Annotated in this window: 14 protein-coding genes; all 14 read left to right on the forward strand. The window is 27.9% G+C overall.

The window, feature by feature from the left end:
• The first annotated feature begins 729 nt into the window (after positions 1–729).
• Positions 730–1,110, forward strand: coding sequence for a hypothetical protein (locus CLTEP_RS07885; protein WP_066825115.1), 381 nt, complete (start codon positions 730–732; stop codon positions 1,108–1,110).
• Positions 1,111–1,454: 344 nt separating this feature from the next.
• Positions 1,455–2,378 carry a glucose-1-phosphate thymidylyltransferase RfbA gene (gene rfbA, locus CLTEP_RS07890; RefSeq protein ID WP_066825121.1) on the forward strand — a complete coding sequence of 308 codons (924 nt, stop codon included), beginning with the start codon at positions 1,455–1,457 and terminating at the stop codon, positions 2,376–2,378.
• Between the two features lie 50 nt (positions 2,379–2,428).
• On the forward strand, positions 2,429–3,310 hold the full coding sequence (gene rfbD / locus CLTEP_RS07895; protein ID WP_066825122.1) for a dTDP-4-dehydrorhamnose reductase: 882 nt from the start codon (positions 2,429–2,431) through the stop codon (positions 3,308–3,310).
• 267 nt (positions 3,311–3,577) lie between these two features.
• Complete coding sequence (gene rfbC, locus CLTEP_RS07900) at positions 3,578–4,150, forward strand: dTDP-4-dehydrorhamnose 3,5-epimerase (RefSeq protein ID WP_066825124.1); 573 nt, start codon at positions 3,578–3,580, stop codon at positions 4,148–4,150.
• A 2-nt stretch (positions 4,151–4,152) separates the two neighbouring features.
• Complete coding sequence (rfbB, locus tag CLTEP_RS07905; protein ID WP_066825126.1) at positions 4,153–5,208, forward strand: dTDP-glucose 4,6-dehydratase; 1,056 nt, start codon at positions 4,153–4,155, stop codon at positions 5,206–5,208.
• A 53-nt stretch (positions 5,209–5,261) separates the two neighbouring features.
• Positions 5,262–6,074: an ABC transporter permease gene (locus CLTEP_RS07910; RefSeq protein WP_066825129.1), complete on the forward strand. Its 813-nt coding sequence runs from the start codon at positions 5,262–5,264 to the stop codon at positions 6,072–6,074.
• Between the two features lie 13 nt (positions 6,075–6,087).
• Complete coding sequence (locus tag CLTEP_RS07915; RefSeq protein ID WP_066825131.1) at positions 6,088–7,380, forward strand: ABC transporter ATP-binding protein; 1,293 nt, start codon at positions 6,088–6,090, stop codon at positions 7,378–7,380.
• A 12-nt stretch (positions 7,381–7,392) separates the two neighbouring features.
• Positions 7,393–11,340 carry a glycosyltransferase gene (locus CLTEP_RS07920; RefSeq protein ID WP_066825134.1) on the forward strand — a complete coding sequence of 1,316 codons (3,948 nt, stop codon included), beginning with the start codon at positions 7,393–7,395 and terminating at the stop codon, positions 11,338–11,340.
• A gap of 11 nt (positions 11,341–11,351) precedes the next feature.
• Complete coding sequence (locus CLTEP_RS07925; RefSeq protein WP_066825137.1) at positions 11,352–12,377, forward strand: GHMP family kinase ATP-binding protein; 1,026 nt, start codon at positions 11,352–11,354, stop codon at positions 12,375–12,377.
• A 10-nt stretch (positions 12,378–12,387) separates the two neighbouring features.
• Positions 12,388–12,972, forward strand: coding sequence for a D-sedoheptulose 7-phosphate isomerase (locus CLTEP_RS07930; protein ID WP_066825139.1), 585 nt, complete (start codon positions 12,388–12,390; stop codon positions 12,970–12,972).
• A gap of 1 nt (position 12,973) precedes the next feature.
• Complete coding sequence (locus tag CLTEP_RS07935; protein ID WP_066825141.1) at positions 12,974–13,678, forward strand: nucleotidyltransferase family protein; 705 nt, start codon at positions 12,974–12,976, stop codon at positions 13,676–13,678.
• A 20-nt stretch (positions 13,679–13,698) separates the two neighbouring features.
• The gene (locus tag CLTEP_RS07940) at positions 13,699–14,334 is read left to right on the forward strand and encodes a hypothetical protein (protein WP_066825143.1); all 636 of its coding nucleotides are present in this window, start codon (positions 13,699–13,701) and stop codon (positions 14,332–14,334) included.
• An 18-nt stretch (positions 14,335–14,352) separates the two neighbouring features.
• Complete coding sequence (locus CLTEP_RS07945; protein WP_066825145.1) at positions 14,353–14,898, forward strand: D-glycero-alpha-D-manno-heptose-1,7-bisphosphate 7-phosphatase; 546 nt, start codon at positions 14,353–14,355, stop codon at positions 14,896–14,898.
• Positions 14,899–15,237: 339 nt separating this feature from the next.
• Positions 15,238–18,374: acyltransferase family protein (locus tag CLTEP_RS07950; protein ID WP_066825148.1), on the forward strand; the 3,137-nt coding region annotated here is incomplete at its 3' end.

The following is an 18,374-nucleotide window of genomic DNA, read 5'->3' on the forward strand; positions in this document are numbered from 1 at the left end:
GCTAGGACTAGGTACTAGGAGAGAAAAGAAGGGGCTAGGGAATAAAAGTAAGTGTGCTAGTTTGCTAGAGGGCTAGTCTGCTAGTGCAGATCTGGTATTTGTACATCAGCATCTACTCAAAAACAAAGTACTGATTTTTAATTTCTGACTAAGCCACAATATGCTTTGGTGACTGGTTACTGGTGATTGGTGACTTTGTCTTAGTCTCCAGTCTCTAATCTCCAGTTTCCAACACAGTTTTGTGACTTGAGAAGTACCATCTATTTAAGAACAAAATTCTAAGTATTAATATACATCAGAGTCACAAGCTGGTTTGGCGACTAGTGATTGGCGATTAGTAACTTTTGTTTAGTCTCCAGTCTCTAATCTCTAGTACAGATTTGTGACTTGATAACCAGTATTTTATTAGGTGCTAGGACTAGGTACTAGGAGAGAAAAGAAGGGGCTAGGGAATAAAAGTAAGTGTGCTAGTTTGCTAGATGGCTAGACTGCTAGTGCAGATTCACAATTTGATTGCTATATACCTGCAATCAGCAAATGTTTTTATATTGTATTTAAGAAATCGTGTAGCGATTTCATCATTAGCTGGCTACTAGCAAACTTGCCAACTGGCACTTTAGTTTTGAAGAAATTGCGAAGCAATTTCAACCTTTACTATGCTCTATTCTCTGTTTTAATATAAGATTGATCGAAGGGAGGTATTCAGCTTGTACATAAGCTGAAAATACTATGAAAAATAAAAGAAAAGGAATCGTAATAATTTCTTTAATTTCTATAATTGCAATAATAGGGATAATATTTGCTATGAAAAATAACACAAACAATTCAAAAAATGCTATAATAGAGGCGTATGTTAGAAAAGCACCTGTTGGATGTGCTGTAACGGTAAATTTAACTGAAAAGGGTAAAAAAGATTATCCTAAAGCATATAAATACCAAGTATATTATAAAGGTCAACTTGCTTCGGCGGTTGAAAAATTAGGCAGACCAACGACAGTTTTTCCAGCAAGAAAATCTGGAGATGAGGTTGAAATTCATTTATTGGATTCAAAAAAGAAGGAAATTGCTACTGTAAAGACGAAATTAATTAAGGAAAGATATAGAGATTAAGGACTAGGAATAAAGCAAGTTTGCTAGTTTACCAGAGTACTAGATTGCTGGTATAAATTTACAACTTGATTTTCATATACTTTAAATCAACAAATGCTTTATATATATTTATTTAAGAAATCGTGTAACGATTTCATTATTAACTGGGTAACTAGCAAACTTGTCAACTGGCAATTTTATTTAAAGAAATTGCTTAGCAATTTCAACCTTTACTATTCCCTATTCTCTATTCATTGTTCACTAATTAAAGTTTCTTATTCATTGATTAAGGTTTTGTGCTATAGCCAAAAGTTATCTAAAAAATAATTTTTAATTACTATTAAAAATATGAAGGGAGAAACCATATGAAAGGTATAATTTTAGCAGGGGGAGCAGGGACAAGACTTCATCCTATAACAAAATCAGTTTCAAAACAAATACTACCTATTTATGATAAACCAATGATATATTATCCAATGTCGGTATTAATGTTGGCTGGAATAAGAGAAATCCTTATAATATCAACACCAAGAGATATACATTCTTTTAAAGAATTATTTGGCGATGGAAGTGATTTAGGGTTAAGAATTGAGTATGCAGTTCAAGAAGAACCTAGAGGACTTGCAGATGCGTTTATAGTTGGAGAAAAATTTATAGGAAAAGATAGAGTAGCATTAGTGTTGGGTGATAATATATTTTATGGATATGGTTTTACGGAAAGGCTAAAAAATGCAGCATCAAGAGAAGAAGGGGCAACTATTTTTGGCTATCATGTAAGCAATCCTAAATCTTTTGGTGTTGTCGAATTTGATGAAAATAATAATGTGATATCGATAGAAGAAAAACCAGAGAATCCAAAGTCTAGCTATGCTGTTCCAGGATTGTATTTTTACGATAATGATGTAGTTGAGATCGCAAAGAATATTAAGCCTTCGGCAAGAGGAGAAATAGAAATAACTGCTGTTAATAATGAATACTTAAAAAGAGGAAAATTAAAGGTTGAGTTATTAGGAAGAGGTATGGCATGGCTTGATACAGGAACCCATAGAGGATTACTTGATGCAGCCAATTATGTTGAAGCTATTCAAACAAGGCAGGGATTATATATTGCTTGTTTAGAGGAAATAGCGTATAGAAATGGATACATAGACAGGGAAAAACTATTAGAATTAGCAAAACCATTATCGAAAACTGATTATGGTAAGTACCTTATGAATTTAGCTAATAAAGATGAAAAAACATTAAAGAATGAGGCAGCAGAAGAAGTTGCAGCAGCAAAAGAGATATAGTTGTCATAGTATATAAAGCTATAGTATTGAGATTAAGGAAGGTAATTTTCATGAAGGTATTGATAACAGGTGCAAGAGGTCAACTTGGCAGTCAAATAATTGATATAATAAAAAAAGGTGAATCTGAGATAGGAAATATAGATTTTTCGTATAAAAATGCAGAAATAAAGGGAATAGATGTAGAAGAATTGGATATTACGGATGAGAATGCTGTAATAGAATATTTTGGTGCATTTAATCCGGATATAGTCATAAATCCAGCAGCGTATACTGATGTAGATGGATGTGAGACTAATGAAGAATTAGCATATAAAGTTAATTCGCTTGGAGCTAGAAATATTGCTATTGCTTGCGAAAAGTGTAAATCTAAGTTGATTCATATATCAACGGATTATGTTTTTTCAGGAGATGGACAAGTACCATATAGAGAGTATGATTTAACTAATCCTATGAGTGTATATGGTAAAACAAAGTTATTAGGAGAAGAATATGTAAGACAATTCTGTAGTAGAGGTTTTATAGTTAGAACAGCGTGGTTATATGGGTATAATGGTCAAAACTTTGTAAAAACCATAATGAAATTAGCAAAAAAGAGAGAAAAAATTGATGTTGTGAACGATCAAAGAGGAAATCCAACAAATGCAGAGGATTTAGCGCATCATATTTTAAAAATTGCATTAACAGAAGAATATGGAATATACCACTGTACTGGTAAAGGAGAATGCAGTTGGTATGATTTTGCATGTAAAATTGTTGAATATGCAGGAATTGCTTGTACAGTTAGTCCTGTGACATCAGAGAAATTTAAGAGACCTGCAAAAAGACCATCATTTTCTTCATTAGATAATATGATGTTAAGATGTACTGTTGGAGATGATATGAGAGAATGGGAAGATGCACTTAATGAATTTATTACCCGAATTACAAAATAAAAGATTATAGAATAAAATGAGCAATAAATTAAGTATTGTCTGTAGATTAAGGCACATTCAAATAAATAACAAGCCAGTATACTAATATATTTAATTTATTATTTGCTTTCATATGTCTAATTTATGGATTTGGATTAAAAAATCGTCATTATTTGTTTAAATGGTAGTTTGAAAATATTTATATTAAAAACAAATCATATACAAAATGAATATATATTTGAATTTAAAATAGGTTAAAATAGTTGCTTGTTTAGGAGAAAGTGAAATATGGGAAAATTTAATTTTATAGAAACGAAAATAAAGGATCTTTATGTTATAGAACCAAAAGTTTTTGGAGACCATAGGGGCTATTTTATGGAAAGCTATAATAAAAAAGATTTCTATGAGGCTGGACTTACTATGGAATTTGTTCAGGATAATGAGTCAAAGTCAAAAAAAGGTGTCTTGAGAGGACTCCATTTTCAAACTAAGCATACTCAAGGAAAATTAGTTAGAGTGACTAAAGGTAAAGTTTTTGATGTAGCTGTTGATTTAAGGAAAGGATCACCTACTTATGGACAATGGGAAGGGGTAATTCTTACAGAGGAAAATAAAAGACAATTTTATGTGCCTGAAGGTTTTGCACATGGTTTTTTAGTTCTTTCAGATGAAGCAGTATTTAATTATAAGTGCACTGATTACTACGACCCAGAGCATGATGGTGGAGTAAAATGGGATGATCAAGATATAGGAATAGATTGGCCGATTGAAGGAATAGAAGAAATTCTTCTATCAGAAAAGGATATAAGTCAAAAACTTTTAAGAGAACAAGATTTACCATTTATCTATGAGGGGGAATAACGATGAAAACTTTATTAGTAACTGGTGGAGCTGGATTTATTGGTTCAAATTTTATAAGATATATGTTAGATAAATATACTGACTATAGAATATTAAATTTAGATGTTCTTACTTATGCAGGAAATTTAGAAAATTTAAAAGGAATAGAAGAAGGAAAAAATTATAGATTTATAAAAGCAAATATTTCTGATAGAAATGCAGTAGAAAAAATATTTGAAGAAGAAAATATTGATTATGTTGTAAATTTTGCAGCAGAATCTCATGTGGATAGAAGTATAGAGGATCCAGAAATTTTTATAAAGACAAATGTTATGGGTACTCAAGTGCTTTTAGATGTAGTAAAGAAGAATTGGATGCTTGGAAAAGATGAGACAGGATATCCAATATATAGAGAAGGAGTTAAGTATATCCAAGTTTCAACAGATGAGGTATATGGTGCATTAGGAAAAGAGGGTATGTTCAAAGAAACGACACCATTAGCACCAAATAGTCCGTATTCTGCATCAAAAGCAAGTGCTGATATGTTAGTTAGAGCATATAATGAAACATTTAAATTACCTATGAACGTTACTAGATGTTCTAACAATTATGGTCCATATCAATTTCCAGAAAAACTCATACCATTGATGATAGCGAATTGTTTAAATGATAAACAACTACCTGTATATGGCGATGGCATGCAGATAAGAGACTGGCTTCATGTAAAAGATCACTGTGCAGCAATTGATACAGTTTTGCATAAAGGTATAAGTGGACAAGTTTATAATGTTGGTGGAAATAATGAAAAGGCAAATATAGAAATAGTTAAACTTATTATAAGTACTTTAGGTAAAAGTGAAGATTTGATAAAGTATGTAAAAGATAGATTAGGGCACGATAGAAGATATGCGATAGATAATACTAAAATAACAACAGAGTTAGGATGGAAACCGTCTTACACGTTTGAACAGGGAATGAAAGAAACAATAGAGTGGTACTTGAATAATAAAGATTGGTGGGAAAATATAATTTCTGGCGAATATAAAAAATATTATAAAAAAATGTATGAAGAAAAATAGGATTCAGAACAAAAGTTTTGATGTATTTTAATGCGGTAGAAGGGGTACATAACATGACAAATTATGTGAAGAGTTTTGCTACTTTTATAAAGGATATTATCAAAAGCAGAGAAATGATTTTTAGATTATCTAGAAATGATTTTAAGGTGAGATATGCTGGCTCATATTTGGGAATAGTATGGGCATTTGTCCAGCCTATTGTTAATATTCTTGTGTTTTGGTTTGTTTTCCAAGTTGGTTTTAAATCGGCACCAGTTGATAATTTTCCTTTTATATTGTGGTTAATATGTGGAATGATTCCGTGGTTTTATTTTTCAGAAGGGTTAAATAATGGAACAAATAGTCTATTACAATATAATTATTTGGTAAAGAAAGTGGTATTTAGAGTTAGTATACTTCCAGTAGTTAAAATAATTTCAGCACTATTTATTCATTTATTTTTTATAGTATTTATATTTATCATGTTTGGGATTTATGGATATAAACCTAATATATATAATATTCAAGTTGTTTATTATAGCTTTGGAATCATTGTATTGCTATTAGGATTATCATGGATAACGTCTTCATTAATGGTTTTTCTTAAGGATACTAATGAGATAATCCAAATTGTGTTGCAATTTGGATTCTGGCTTACGCCTATATTTTGGTCATATACAGTTTTGCCAAAAAGATATGAGTTTTTACTAAAGTTAAATCCAATGTTTTATATTACACAAGGTTATAGGGACGCATTTATTTACAAAGTTTGGTTTTGGCAAAAGCCTAATTTAACAATTTATTTTTGGACAATAACTTTACTGATTTTTATTTTAGGTGGAGTGTTATTCAAAAAATTAAAACCGCATTTTTCAGATGTACTTTAAATGGAGGTTGAATATGAAAACTACCAATATAGTTGTTGAAGCTAGAGATATAAGTAAAGTGTATAAATTATATGATAAACCTATTGATAGATTGAAAGAATCTTTACATCCTTTTAGTAAAAAATATCACAGGGAATTTTATGCATTGAAGAATATATCTTTCAAAGTTAAAAGAGGAGAAACTGTTGGAATCATAGGAAAAAATGGTTCAGGTAAGTCCACATTGCTCAAGATTGTTACAGGAGTGTTAACTCCTAGCTATGGAGAGGTTGAAGTGGAGGGACGAATTTCAGCACTTTTGGAATTAGGTGCAGGATTTAATCCTGAATATACTGGAATAGAAAATATATATTTAAACGGTACAATAATGGGATATTCTAGGGAACAGATGGATGAAAAGTTGAATGATATATTAGAATTTGCAGACATTGGTGATTACGTTTATCAACCAGTTAAGTATTATTCTAGTGGCATGTTTGTCAGACTTGCTTTTGCTGTGGCAATAAACGTAGATCCTGACATATTAATTGTTGATGAGGCATTAAGTGTAGGAGATATAAGATTCCAACAAAAATGTTACAGAAAAATTGATGAATTTAAACAGAATAAAACAGTGCTATTTGTTTCACATGATATGGGAGCTATAAATAAATATTGTGATAGGGTAATTTGGATTGATGAAGGAAAAATACTTGATGAGGGGAAACCAAAAGAGATATCAAAAAAATATAGAGCATTTATGATGAACTCAAAATTGAAGAAGAATGAAGAAGCTATTGACTATTGTAAATGTAATTATAAGGAGGATAAAAGCAATAATATTCAATTAAACAGGTTAGATAAAGATGTAGAGATTTGTGGTGATGGTAAGGCACATATACTTGGAATTGGTTTATTTGATAGTAAAACTTATGAAAAGTTACAACAAGTTTATCCAGGACAAAAGATAAAAATGATAATAAGATATAAGCTGAATTATGATATTGATAATATAATTGTTGGATTTACTATAAAGGATAGGTTGGGTAATATAGTGACACAATCAAACAATTATATTTTGAATAAAAAACTATCTTATACTGATGCAGATAACTTTATAATAAGTGCATGTTTTGAGTTTACATTGCCTAATATTAGAGCAGGAAATTATACTATTTCACCTGCAATAGCATCAGGTACGCAAATGGAGCATACACAACATTGTTGGGCACATGATGCTATAGTTTTTCAGGTGCCTAGTATTCAAAAATATGATTTAGAAGGATTTATGTTTTTAGAACCGATAGAATTTTCATTAGTAAAGTGATGAGGTGTTGTTATGGAATTTACTGGAGAACGTTTCATTCCAGATGATAAAAACAATTCAGAGATTGCGATTGAACATATACAAAGATATAGAGCAATATTGGATGTGGTTAAAGATAAGGTGGTTTTAGATGCTGCATCGGGAGAGGGATATGGTTCATATATTTTGTCTCAGAAAGCTAAATTTATTTATGGAATTGATATTAGCGAAGAAGCGATTATAAATGCTAATTTAAAATATAAGAAAGAAAATGTAAAGTTTATTAGAAATTCTATTGAAAAAATTGAATTACAGGATAAATCTATAGATGTAGTAGTTTCTTTTGAAACTATTGAACATGTAAATGAAAAAACTCAAGAAAAATTTTTGCAAGAAATTAAGAGAATATTAAAGGATGATGGTGTTCTAATAATTTCTACTCCAAATAAAAAAATATATTCTGATAATGCTAACTATAAAAATGAGTATCATATAAAGGAGTTTTATTACGAGGAGTTTTATAGGTTTTTAAGGGAGTTTTTCGAATATGTTGAATTTTATGTTCAGGGTAAGCAAATAGTTAATGTTTTAAGAAATACAGCTAGTTCTAAAAATGAAGTTTATAATTTGATTAAAATGAATGATTTTTTATATGTAGAGGACAAGTATATAGTAGCTATTTGTAGTAATAAAGAAATTAAACAATTGAATTTAAATTCAATTGTTATAGATAATGAAAATAATTACGAAAAAATAATGAGAAGAATTGTTGAACTTCAAGATGAAATTCAGGAAAAGAATAGATGGGCTTTTTCGCTTGATAAGGAAATTGAAAATAAAAATACTTTGATAAATACTCAAAATAAGAGGATAGAAGAATTATCAAATTGGGGAAATAAATTAGATAATATACTTCAAATAAAGGAAGAAGTAATTAATAAGCAAAATATTAATATAAAGCAGTTGAATGAACTAATAGAAAAGTTAAAGAGAGAAACTGAACAAAAAGAAAAATTATTAAGTGACCAAAATGATATAATAAAGCAACAGAATGAAATGTTTAAAGAGTTAGAGAACGAGTTAAAGGAAAGGGAAAAAATCTCAACAATTCAAAAAAAGAGAATTGAGGAATTACTAAATGGGAAAGATACGTTAGAGAATAATCTTAGAATTAAAGAAGAAATAATTGAAAAACAAAATAGTAATATTAATCAAATAAGTGATATATTGAAAGAATTAGATTGTAAGTTAAAAGAGCGAGATAAAATTATAAATATTCAAAATAAGAAAATTGATGAATTAACTAGTACGATAAAAAAAATAGACGATAAATTGAATGAAAAGAAAAAATTAATTAATGATAAAGATAATAAAATCGAGGATTTAAACAATGAATTAAATAAATTAAAATTAGAATTAGATGAAAAAGATCAAAGTCTAAAACAAAATAAAATTTGTGCTAGAGAATTAAATGATAGTATTAATTTATTAAAATTAACAATTAATCATAAGGACAAGGAAATATATGATATGAATGATAGAATAATAGACTTATCTAAAAAATCTGATAAATTTGAAGAAATATTTAATGAATTAGAAGATATTAAAAGGGATTTGAATCATACAATTGAGTTAAAAGATAAATTAGAAGACCAAAAGAATGATTTATTAAATGAATTGAACAGATATAAAAATGAGATAAAAGAAAAGGAACAGCAAATATTGAATCATAAGGGTCATATTGAACAATTACTACAACAAGAAAGAGTATTAATGGGTATTTATGAATCTGAAGGGTGGAAAATTCTTTTGCGATTATATAAATTGAGGGATTTTTTATTGCCACCTCACAGTAAAAGAAGATTAATAGCAAAACTATTAAGGAGACCTAAAAAAGTAATTAAACATATTAATTTAAAGTCTATAGGTAAATTTCTTAAACATATAAATGAAGATGGTCAAGAGTTAGAAACAAGAATTAATAAATATATTTCTGAAAGGGAACCAGTAGATTGTCAAACTTTGGAAATATTTGAAGATGTACAAGGAGAATACAATAAATTGTTTTTTGAAAACTCTAAAAAACCATTAGTTTCAATAATAATACCGGTATATAATCAGTTTGAATATACTTATTCGTGTTTAAAATCAATACTAGAAAATACAAAAGGTATTCAATATGAAATTATTATTGCTGATGATGTTTCAACAGATGAAACTAAATGTTTGAAGAATTATGTTGAAAATATTATTATCATAAGAAATAAAAAGAATTTAGGATTTTTATTAAATTGCAATAATGCTGCTGAAAAAGTAAGAGGCAAATATATAATGTTTTTGAATAATGATACTAATGTTCAAAAAGATTGGTTAAAATATTTAGTTGAATTAATTGAGTCTGATGAAGATATAGGAATGGTTGGTTCAAAACTAGTTTATCCTGATGGGAAGCTTCAAGAGGCTGGAGGAATCATATGGAATGATGCTAGTGGATGGAATTATGGGAGAATGGATGATGCTGAAAAATCAGAATATAATTATGTAAGGGAAGTAGACTATATATCTGGTGCAGCGATAATGATAAAAAAAGATTTATGGAAAAGGATTGGTGGCTTTGATACACGATATGCTCCCGCTTATTGTGAAGATTCAGATTTAGCATTTGAAGTAAGAGCACAAGGATATAAAGTAATGTATCAACCAAAATCGATTGTAGTTCATTTTGAAGGTGTTTCTAATGGGACAGATGTAAGTACAGGTATAAAAAAATATCAAGTTGAAAATAACAAAAAGTTTTATCTAAAATGGGAAAAGGAATTGAAAAAAGAACATTTTAATAATGGAGAAAATGTATTTATTGCAAGAGATAGAAGCCGAAATAAAAAGACAATATTAGTAATAGACCATTATGTTCCTAATTTTGATAAGGATGCAGGATCTAGAACAACTTATCATTATCTTAAAATGTTTTTGTCTATGGGCTTCAATGTGAAATTTATAGGAGATAATTTTTATAGACAAGAACCATATACAACTATACTTCAGCAAATGGGTATTGAGGTTTTATATGGATATTGGTACAGTACCAATTATAAAAAATGGATAAAGGAAAATTGTAGTTTTATTGATTATGTTTATTTGAACAGACCCCATATTTCGATCAAATATATTGATTTTCTGAGAGAAAATACTAGTGCTAAAATAATATATTATGGTCATGATTTGCATTTTTTAAGAGAAAAAAGAGAATATGAACTGACGGGTAACAAAGAGTTACTTGCAAGCTCCGAACACTGGAAAAAAGTTGAACTTCAGCTTATGAGAAAATCAGATATAACTTACTATCCTTCACAATGTGAAATAGATGAGATTCACAGCATAGATCCAAATATTAATGCAAAAGCAATACCTGCATATATTTTTGAAAACACTAAATTTAAAAATATTATACCGTTTAGTAATAGAAGAGATTTATTATTTGTTGGTGGATTTGGACATAAGCCTAATATTGATGGAGTATTATGGTTTATAAGGAAAATATTTCCATTAGTCAAGGAAGAGATAGAAGATGTTAAGTTCTATATAGTTGGTTCGAATCCACCACAAGAAGTACTTGATTTAAGAAGTGATGAAATAATAGTGACAGGATTTGTTACAGATGAACAATTAAATGAGTACTATGATAAATGTAAATTGGTAGTAGTTCCATTAAGATATGGTGCAGGCGTTAAAGGAAAAGTTGTTGAAGCGTTATATAAGCAGATTCCAATAATCACCACTTCGGTTGGGGCCGAAGGACTAGAAAAAATAGACGAATATCTTGAAATAAGTGATGATCCTCTAGAATTTTCTAAAAAAATAATAGAATATTATAATAACATTGAAAAACTAAATTATCTAGCCCAAAAATCTATTAATTACATTGAAAAATATTTTTCAGAATCTAGTGTAATGGCTATAATATCTGAGGATATAAGGTAGGAGGAAGTAATATGATAATCCGAAGTAAAGCACCTTTAAGATTAGGTTTTGCGGGAGGAGGAACCGATGTATCGCCTTATAGTGATCAATTTGGAGGATATGTACTAAATGCAACTATTGACATGTATGCTTATTGTATCATAGAACCTAATAATAGTAACAGAATCATATTTAATGCTGTTGATAGGAAAGAGTATTTCGAAAATGAATCTGTTGAAAGATTAGATATTAATGGCATACTTGCCCTTCATAAAGGAGTCTATAACAGAATAGTAAAGGACTATAATAATGGACAACCTTTATCGTTGAAGATTACCACATATTCAGATGCACCAGCGGGATCAGGATTGGGATCATCCTCAACTATGGTAGTGGCTATCATTAAAGCATTTGTTGAATATTTGAATTTGCCACTTGGAGAGTATGATATTGCAAGATTAGCATATGAGATAGAAAGAAAAGATATAGGATTAAATGGTGGTAAACAAGATCAATATGCTGCAACATTTGGCGGATTTAATTTTATGGAATTTTATGGTGATGACAAAGTAATAGTGAATCCTCTAAGAATAAAAAATTGGATACTTGATGAATTAGAAAGTTCATTGGTATTGTATTATACAGGTGTTTCAAGAGAATCTTCAAAAATAATTGATGAGCAGTCGAAAAATGTTAAGGCTAAAAACTTAAAATCTGTTGAAGCATTACATCAATTAAAAGAAGATGCTTTAAGAATGAAAGAATCAATTTTAAGAGGGGATATTTTAAAATTTGCTGAAGTTCTAGGAAAGTCCTGGGAAGCTAAAAAAAAGGTTGCAAAGTCTATATCAAATGAAAGTATTGATCGAATATATAATTCTGCAATAGAAGCAGGGGCATATTCAGGCAAAGTTTCAGGTGCTGGTGGTGGTGGTTTTATGATGTTTGTTGTTGATCCAATCAGAAAATTGGAAGTTATTGAACAACTAAATAAGTTTGATGGAAAAGTAATGAATTGTCATTTTGTAAAAGATGGAATAAAAGGTTGGCGAATTTAGGAGGAAAAAAATGAAAGAATACATAAAAAATCAAGTTAGAAATTCTTACATGATAAAACAAGGAATATATAATGATGATAGAATAATATCGTTGATTGAAAACATTGCATTAAAAGCTATTGATGTTTATAAAAATGGAAATAAAATTTTAATAGCGGGCAATGGTGGAAGTGCTGCAGATGCACAACATTTAGCAGGAGAAATAGTAAGTAAGTTTTATTTTGATAGACCAGCATTACCTGCTATTGCAGTGACGACGGATACGTCGATAATTACATCAATAGGAAATGATTATGGTTATGATAGACTATTTGAAAGGCAAATTCAAGCTAATGGTGTTAAAGGAGATATGTTTATTGGAATAAGTACATCTGGTAATTCAGAAAACATTTTGAGAGCATTCATGGAATGCAAAAGGATGGGGATTATAACAGTTGGGTTTACTGGAGAAACAGGAGGGAAAATGGAATCTTTATGTGATTATTGTATTAAGGTTCCATCTAATGAGACACCAAGAATACAAGAAGCACATATTATGATAGGACATATATTGTGCGGAATAATTGAAAAAGAAATATTCAAAGGAGAAAATTAGTATGGAGGCTATAATACTTGCTGGGGGATTGGGAACAAGATTGCAATCGATAGTAAATGAAGTTCCAAAGCCGATGGCTCCGATAAAAGGTGAGCCTTTTTTGAAGTATATATTTGAACATTTAAAAAGAAATGGAGTTAGTAAGGTTATTCTTTCAGTTGGTTACAAACATGAAAAAATAATAAAGTATTTTAACGATAATTATGAAGGAATAAATGTGGTTTATTCTATTGAAAAAGAACTATTAGGTACGGGTGGTGCTATAAGAAAAGCATTGAGTTTTACGAAAGAGAAAAATGTTATAGTCTTAAATGGAGACACATTTTTTGATGTTAATCTAAGATTATTAATGGATAAACATGAAGAAAATAATTCTGATTTAACTATTGCATTAAAATCAATGAGAAATTTTGATAGATATGGGACTGTGTTATTACAACAAAATAGAATAATGAAATTTCAAGAAAAAAGATATGAGAAATATGGGAATATTAATGGTGGAATTTATGTAATAAAAAAAAGAATTTTTAAAGACAAGGAATATAATTTGTCAGAGAAATTTTCCTTTGAAAAAGATTTTATAGAAAAGAATATGAATAAATTGAAGATGTTTGGATTTGTTTTTAATGGATATTTTGTTGATATAGGAATACCTGAAGATTACCAAAAAGCAAATATAAAATTGCCAAATTACTTTAATATTTAGTATGTTAGAAGGGAAGGAATATGAGAAAACTTAGAGTTGGATATAAAATATTAATAATATTAATAATTCTTGGAGGATGTTTTGTAATATTTCACAAAATTTCGCAAGTAAACTTAAAAGATAATAATTACAATTTGAATAATAGCAAAAGTAATATTAAAATTAAACAAAATGATGTAAAAGGTAATTATAATAGCGTGTTAAATGAATTTGATGTAAATTATCCGTGGAAAGAAAAAGGGATAGATAGCAAAAAAGTATTAGTTGGTTCTTATGATATTACAAAAGAAAATGGTAAAAATCAAATGTGGATTGGTAAAGAAGCTTCCATAACATTAAGTTCGGAAAAATCATTCAAGTATTTAAATATAAAAGGCTGGATACCAGTTTCAATGCATAAGAAAATCAACAATATTCAAGATGTTTCTATTAAATTTTACATAAACGATAAAGAAATAAAACAATTAAAATTTAAAGAAGATAAATTAGTTAATGAGAAGATTGAATATGAAAAGATTAAAGATATAATTGGTGATAATAAACAATTTTGTTTTAAAATACAAGTTAGTTCAAGTTATAATCCTAAAAAGGAAGGTATTAATGATGATGAGAGGGATTTATCTATGATTATTGATTATATTGGAGAAAAAAATTAATTTGGTGGGGAACAGAGAATGAATAAAGCACTTTTCCTAGACAGAGATGGTGTTATTAATAAAGAAAAAAATTATTTATATAAAATAGAAGATTTCGAGTTTATTGAAGGCGTATTTGAAACATTAAAATATTTTCAGGATAAAGGGTACTTACTGATAATTATAACTAACCAAGCTGGTATAGGTAGAGGATATTACACAGAGGTAGATTTTCAAAAACTTAATAATTGGATGATAAAACAATTTAGATTAAGAGATATTGTTATTAACAAGGTGTATTATTGCCCATATCATCCTGTTTATGGTATAGGTAAGTATAAGAGACAATCATATGACAGAAAACCTAATCCTGGTATGATATTAAGAGCACAAAAAGACTTTGAAATTGATTTGTCAAAATCGATATTAATTGGAGATAAGGAATCGGATATTCAGGCAGGGATTGTTGCTGGTGTGGGAATCAATGTTATCGTAAAAACTGGGTATAAAATTGATGAAGCTAATACAAATGCGGATTATGTTGTAGAGAATTTAAGTAATATTAAACGGCAAATGTTATTTTAATGGATTGAATATAAGCATAGATTAATGTTAAGGTTGATAAATAGATATTATGAGTCAGTAAATGTATGTAGTACGGGATATCAATATATATATTTATAGATATATTAAAGTATAAAATAGAAATGTTTCTGAATAAATAAAGGTATATATGAAATTTATGCCTAAAGTTGCTAAACACAATAATGCTTGAATATTTGTAAATAAGAGGATAGGATTAATAATATTACAAATAGATTTTTAAAATTGTGTTTTTAGAATAATTATTACTTATCAGCAGATTAGAATTAAGTGAAATTATAAAACTTTAAGTGAATATTATAAAAATATTGGAGGGAAATTATGACTAAAAGGATAGAATGGATAGATATATTTAAGGCTTTTGCAATTATTCTAATGGTAGTTGGACATAGTACGGGGATATTTAATAGATATATTTATCAATTCCATATGGCTGCATTCTTTTTTATATCTGGATATGTTGAGAATTTTAACAACAAGACTTTCTTTGAAATTTTCGTAAAGAAATTATATAGAATTATTTTGCCTTTTATTATTATTTTTATCTCAATATTGATATTAGTAACATGCTTAAATTATACAGGCTATTATAATATTTTATTTAAAGGTGAATTTATAGGATTTTATAGAAGTATAAGAGAGTTTTTTAGAGGATTCGTATATATAAATTGGTTAGGAGCAACTTGGTTTTTAGGAGTTTTGTTTGGAATAATCATATTGCAAAAAATTACTTATGATATTAATAAACAAAAAATTGATTTTACTTATATAATAATTTCAATAGTGATGTTTTTTGTAGGCTATTATATGGTTTACAGGAAGATGCAGTTTTGCATATTTGTATTTCCTTTAGATTTAATTTTGATTGGTCAGTTTTATTTTGTTTTAGGTAAAATTAGTAGTTCTAAAAGACTTATAGGTAAAATTTTTTCGTATAAATTTATTAAAGTTATTAGTTTTTTGACTACAGTTTTTTTTATATGGTATTTTGGAAATTTATATCCTATAACTGTAGATTACCCATCAAGAAGATTCAATAAATGGTATATAGACGCAGTGGTTGCTATAAATGGTATAATTTTCTTATATCTTTTATCAGATTTTATTTCTAGAATCAAATTTCAGAAGATAAAAAAAATATTGATTATGATAGGTAAAAATACTTTAGGTATACTATTTTTCAACTTTTTAAGTTTTAAGTTAGCTTATATATTGTTAGCTATATTTAATATTGTACCATTTAGTTATTTAAATGAATTTACACCTACAACTAACATAGGTAATAATTATTGGTGGTTAATTTCAACTATTTCTATATTGTGTAGTATAGTAATGTGGAGATTACTTACTAAATCAAGAATAGGAGCTAGTTTATTAGGGCAGAATGAGGAGCTGATTAAAAAAATCAGTAAGTATTTGGTGAAAAAATTATATATAGGGAAAAAACAAAGTTATGAAGAAAACGATAATAATACATTTTTTGAGCTGAAAGTTAATTATATAGTAAAAAATATAAAAGCAAATAAAGAGATTATAAGTATTCTTATCCTTTTGATTATTGTAATAATGACACCAATATTGAGACAAGGAATTGTAATTAATGATGAATTACAATCACATTTTTGGAGTATGCAAGGATTCAAATCATTTTTCAAACATTATGTAAGTGCATATATGAAACAAGGCAGGGCAATTTCAGCTATTACAGATACAATTTCAATGTATTCTTCTTTTATTACGTCTAAGAAAGAAATATTTAGATTTTTCAGTATTATAGGTATATTAATAAATGTATACTTATTTGGGAAATTTATTTATAAATTGTTTAAAAATAAATTGTTTTCTATTTTTACGATGTCATCAATTTTGGTGTTTTTACCAATAACTTTTGAACATACAGTGCCAAATGCATTTGTAAATTTATTATCAATTCCATTTTCTTTATTATTGATATCATTTATATTATTTATTAATTATATTGAAAATGACAAAGAAAATAGCCTTAAAATAGCATGTTTATTGTTATTTGTTGCTCTTTTGAGTTATGAAGTTTTTATAATGATTACACCAATATATTTTCTTTTGGCATTATATAAGATACCAAGGAAAGATAATTATTTAAGAGAGTTATTTAAAAAGGTAGCTTTACCTATAACAATAGATATAAGTTATCTAGTGTTGTATTTTTTCTCTAGGATTATAATTCCATCTACATATAATGGAAATCAAATAGGTTTTACATTAAAAGGTATGATAGAAATAATAACTCAACTATTCAAATCAAGCATTCCAGGATATTACCTATTTAACAGTAAATATCACTATTTATTTACTAAATATGATTTAAGTGGAATTCAAGCATTTGATATGAGAATAATTTTGGTAGTGATATTTTATGCAAGTATCATTATATATATATTTAAACGAGGCGTAGAAATAAAGCGTGGGAATAAATCTTTGTGGGGTGACATATTAGTAGTTTTAAATGGATTACTATTTGTTATTTTGCCAACTGTACCCAATGCAATATCAAAAATGTATCAAAACAATGTAAATTCAGATCAGTTTATTGCTTTACCAGTAACTTATTTTATTTACTTTTTTATGATGTTTTCCCTTTGCTATGCCATTTGGCAAATTACTCAAAGGATTAATCATAAGGCTTTTTATGGATTAATTATTGTAATACTATTGACATATGCTATTCCTATTCAAATGATGAATAATGTATTTTCAATAACGCAAAATAGGGATTATGATAGAATAGTTGCGATTGAACAACTTTTAGAAACAAATGCAATTAAATGTTTAAATAATAATGTAATTTTAGCGCCAGATTTATATGTTCAAAGAAATGCACTAAATATTCAGCAAGGATATTGGACGGAAGTAGCAAATGAAAAAGGACTCAACTTAGTAATTAATAAAGAAGATAAAGGGCAAGATATTACCTTACATTATCCAGAGGATAAATATTTTCAAATAAATTTTAATAAATATATTATTATATTATCCAAAGATAATTTAAATAATAAAGTATTACCGATAAAGTTGGAAAATAGTAAAATATACAAAGATGTAATGCTAAAAAATCCAATAAGGGATAAAGGATTTTATGTGTATAGATTGTTGATTGATGATGAACAAACATTACAAAGTTATACTGGAAATCCTCTGAATGATTTTAGAAATAAAGTAGGTAATACTCTTAAATCAGCAAAAAAATTAAATGGATATTATGTTGATGGATGGGTGAGTAAAATAAGCAAATTTAAAATTAAATCTGGCAAAAGTGGTGAAATTATTATAGAAGGTTATTATCCAAATAAAATAACAGATAAATTGACAGGGGAAATTTATATTAATGATATAGAAATTAAAAAATATAAAATAACAACTAAAAATTTTAAGATTAAAGTAAAAGTTGGGAAAAATGAAGTTGTAAAGTTGAAAATAGA

The sequence above is a fragment of the Clostridium tepidiprofundi DSM 19306 genome (assembly GCF_001594005.1).
Taxonomy (GTDB): Bacteria; Bacillota; Clostridia; order Clostridiales; family Clostridiaceae; genus Clostridium_AC; species Clostridium_AC tepidiprofundi.

Excerpts from the sequence above, each read along its gene's own strand:
- CLTEP_RS07920 (WP_066825134.1), top strand. The coding sequence starts at position 7,393 with ATGGAATTTACTGGAGAACGTTTCATTCCAGATGATAAAAACAATTCA.
- CLTEP_RS07945 (WP_066825145.1), top strand. The coding sequence starts at position 14,353 with ATGAATAAAGCACTTTTCCTAGACAGAGATGGTGTTATTAATAAAGAA.
- rfbA (WP_066825121.1), top strand. The coding sequence starts at position 1,455 with ATGAAAGGTATAATTTTAGCAGGGGGAGCAGGGACAAGACTTCATCCT.
- CLTEP_RS07935 (WP_066825141.1), top strand. The coding sequence starts at position 12,974 with ATGGAGGCTATAATACTTGCTGGGGGATTGGGAACAAGATTGCAATCG.
- CLTEP_RS07930 (WP_066825139.1), top strand. The coding sequence starts at position 12,388 with ATGAAAGAATACATAAAAAATCAAGTTAGAAATTCTTACATGATAAAA.
- CLTEP_RS07885 (WP_066825115.1), top strand. The coding sequence starts at position 730 with ATGAAAAATAAAAGAAAAGGAATCGTAATAATTTCTTTAATTTCTATA.
- CLTEP_RS07925 (WP_066825137.1), top strand. The coding sequence starts at position 11,352 with ATGATAATCCGAAGTAAAGCACCTTTAAGATTAGGTTTTGCGGGAGGA.
- CLTEP_RS07940 (WP_066825143.1), top strand. The coding sequence starts at position 13,699 with ATGAGAAAACTTAGAGTTGGATATAAAATATTAATAATATTAATAATT.
- rfbC (WP_066825124.1), top strand. The coding sequence starts at position 3,578 with ATGGGAAAATTTAATTTTATAGAAACGAAAATAAAGGATCTTTATGTT.
- CLTEP_RS07915 (WP_066825131.1), top strand. The coding sequence starts at position 6,088 with ATGAAAACTACCAATATAGTTGTTGAAGCTAGAGATATAAGTAAAGTG.
- rfbB (WP_066825126.1), top strand. The coding sequence starts at position 4,153 with ATGAAAACTTTATTAGTAACTGGTGGAGCTGGATTTATTGGTTCAAAT.
- CLTEP_RS07910 (WP_066825129.1), top strand. The coding sequence starts at position 5,262 with ATGACAAATTATGTGAAGAGTTTTGCTACTTTTATAAAGGATATTATC.
- rfbD (WP_066825122.1), top strand. The coding sequence starts at position 2,429 with ATGAAGGTATTGATAACAGGTGCAAGAGGTCAACTTGGCAGTCAAATA.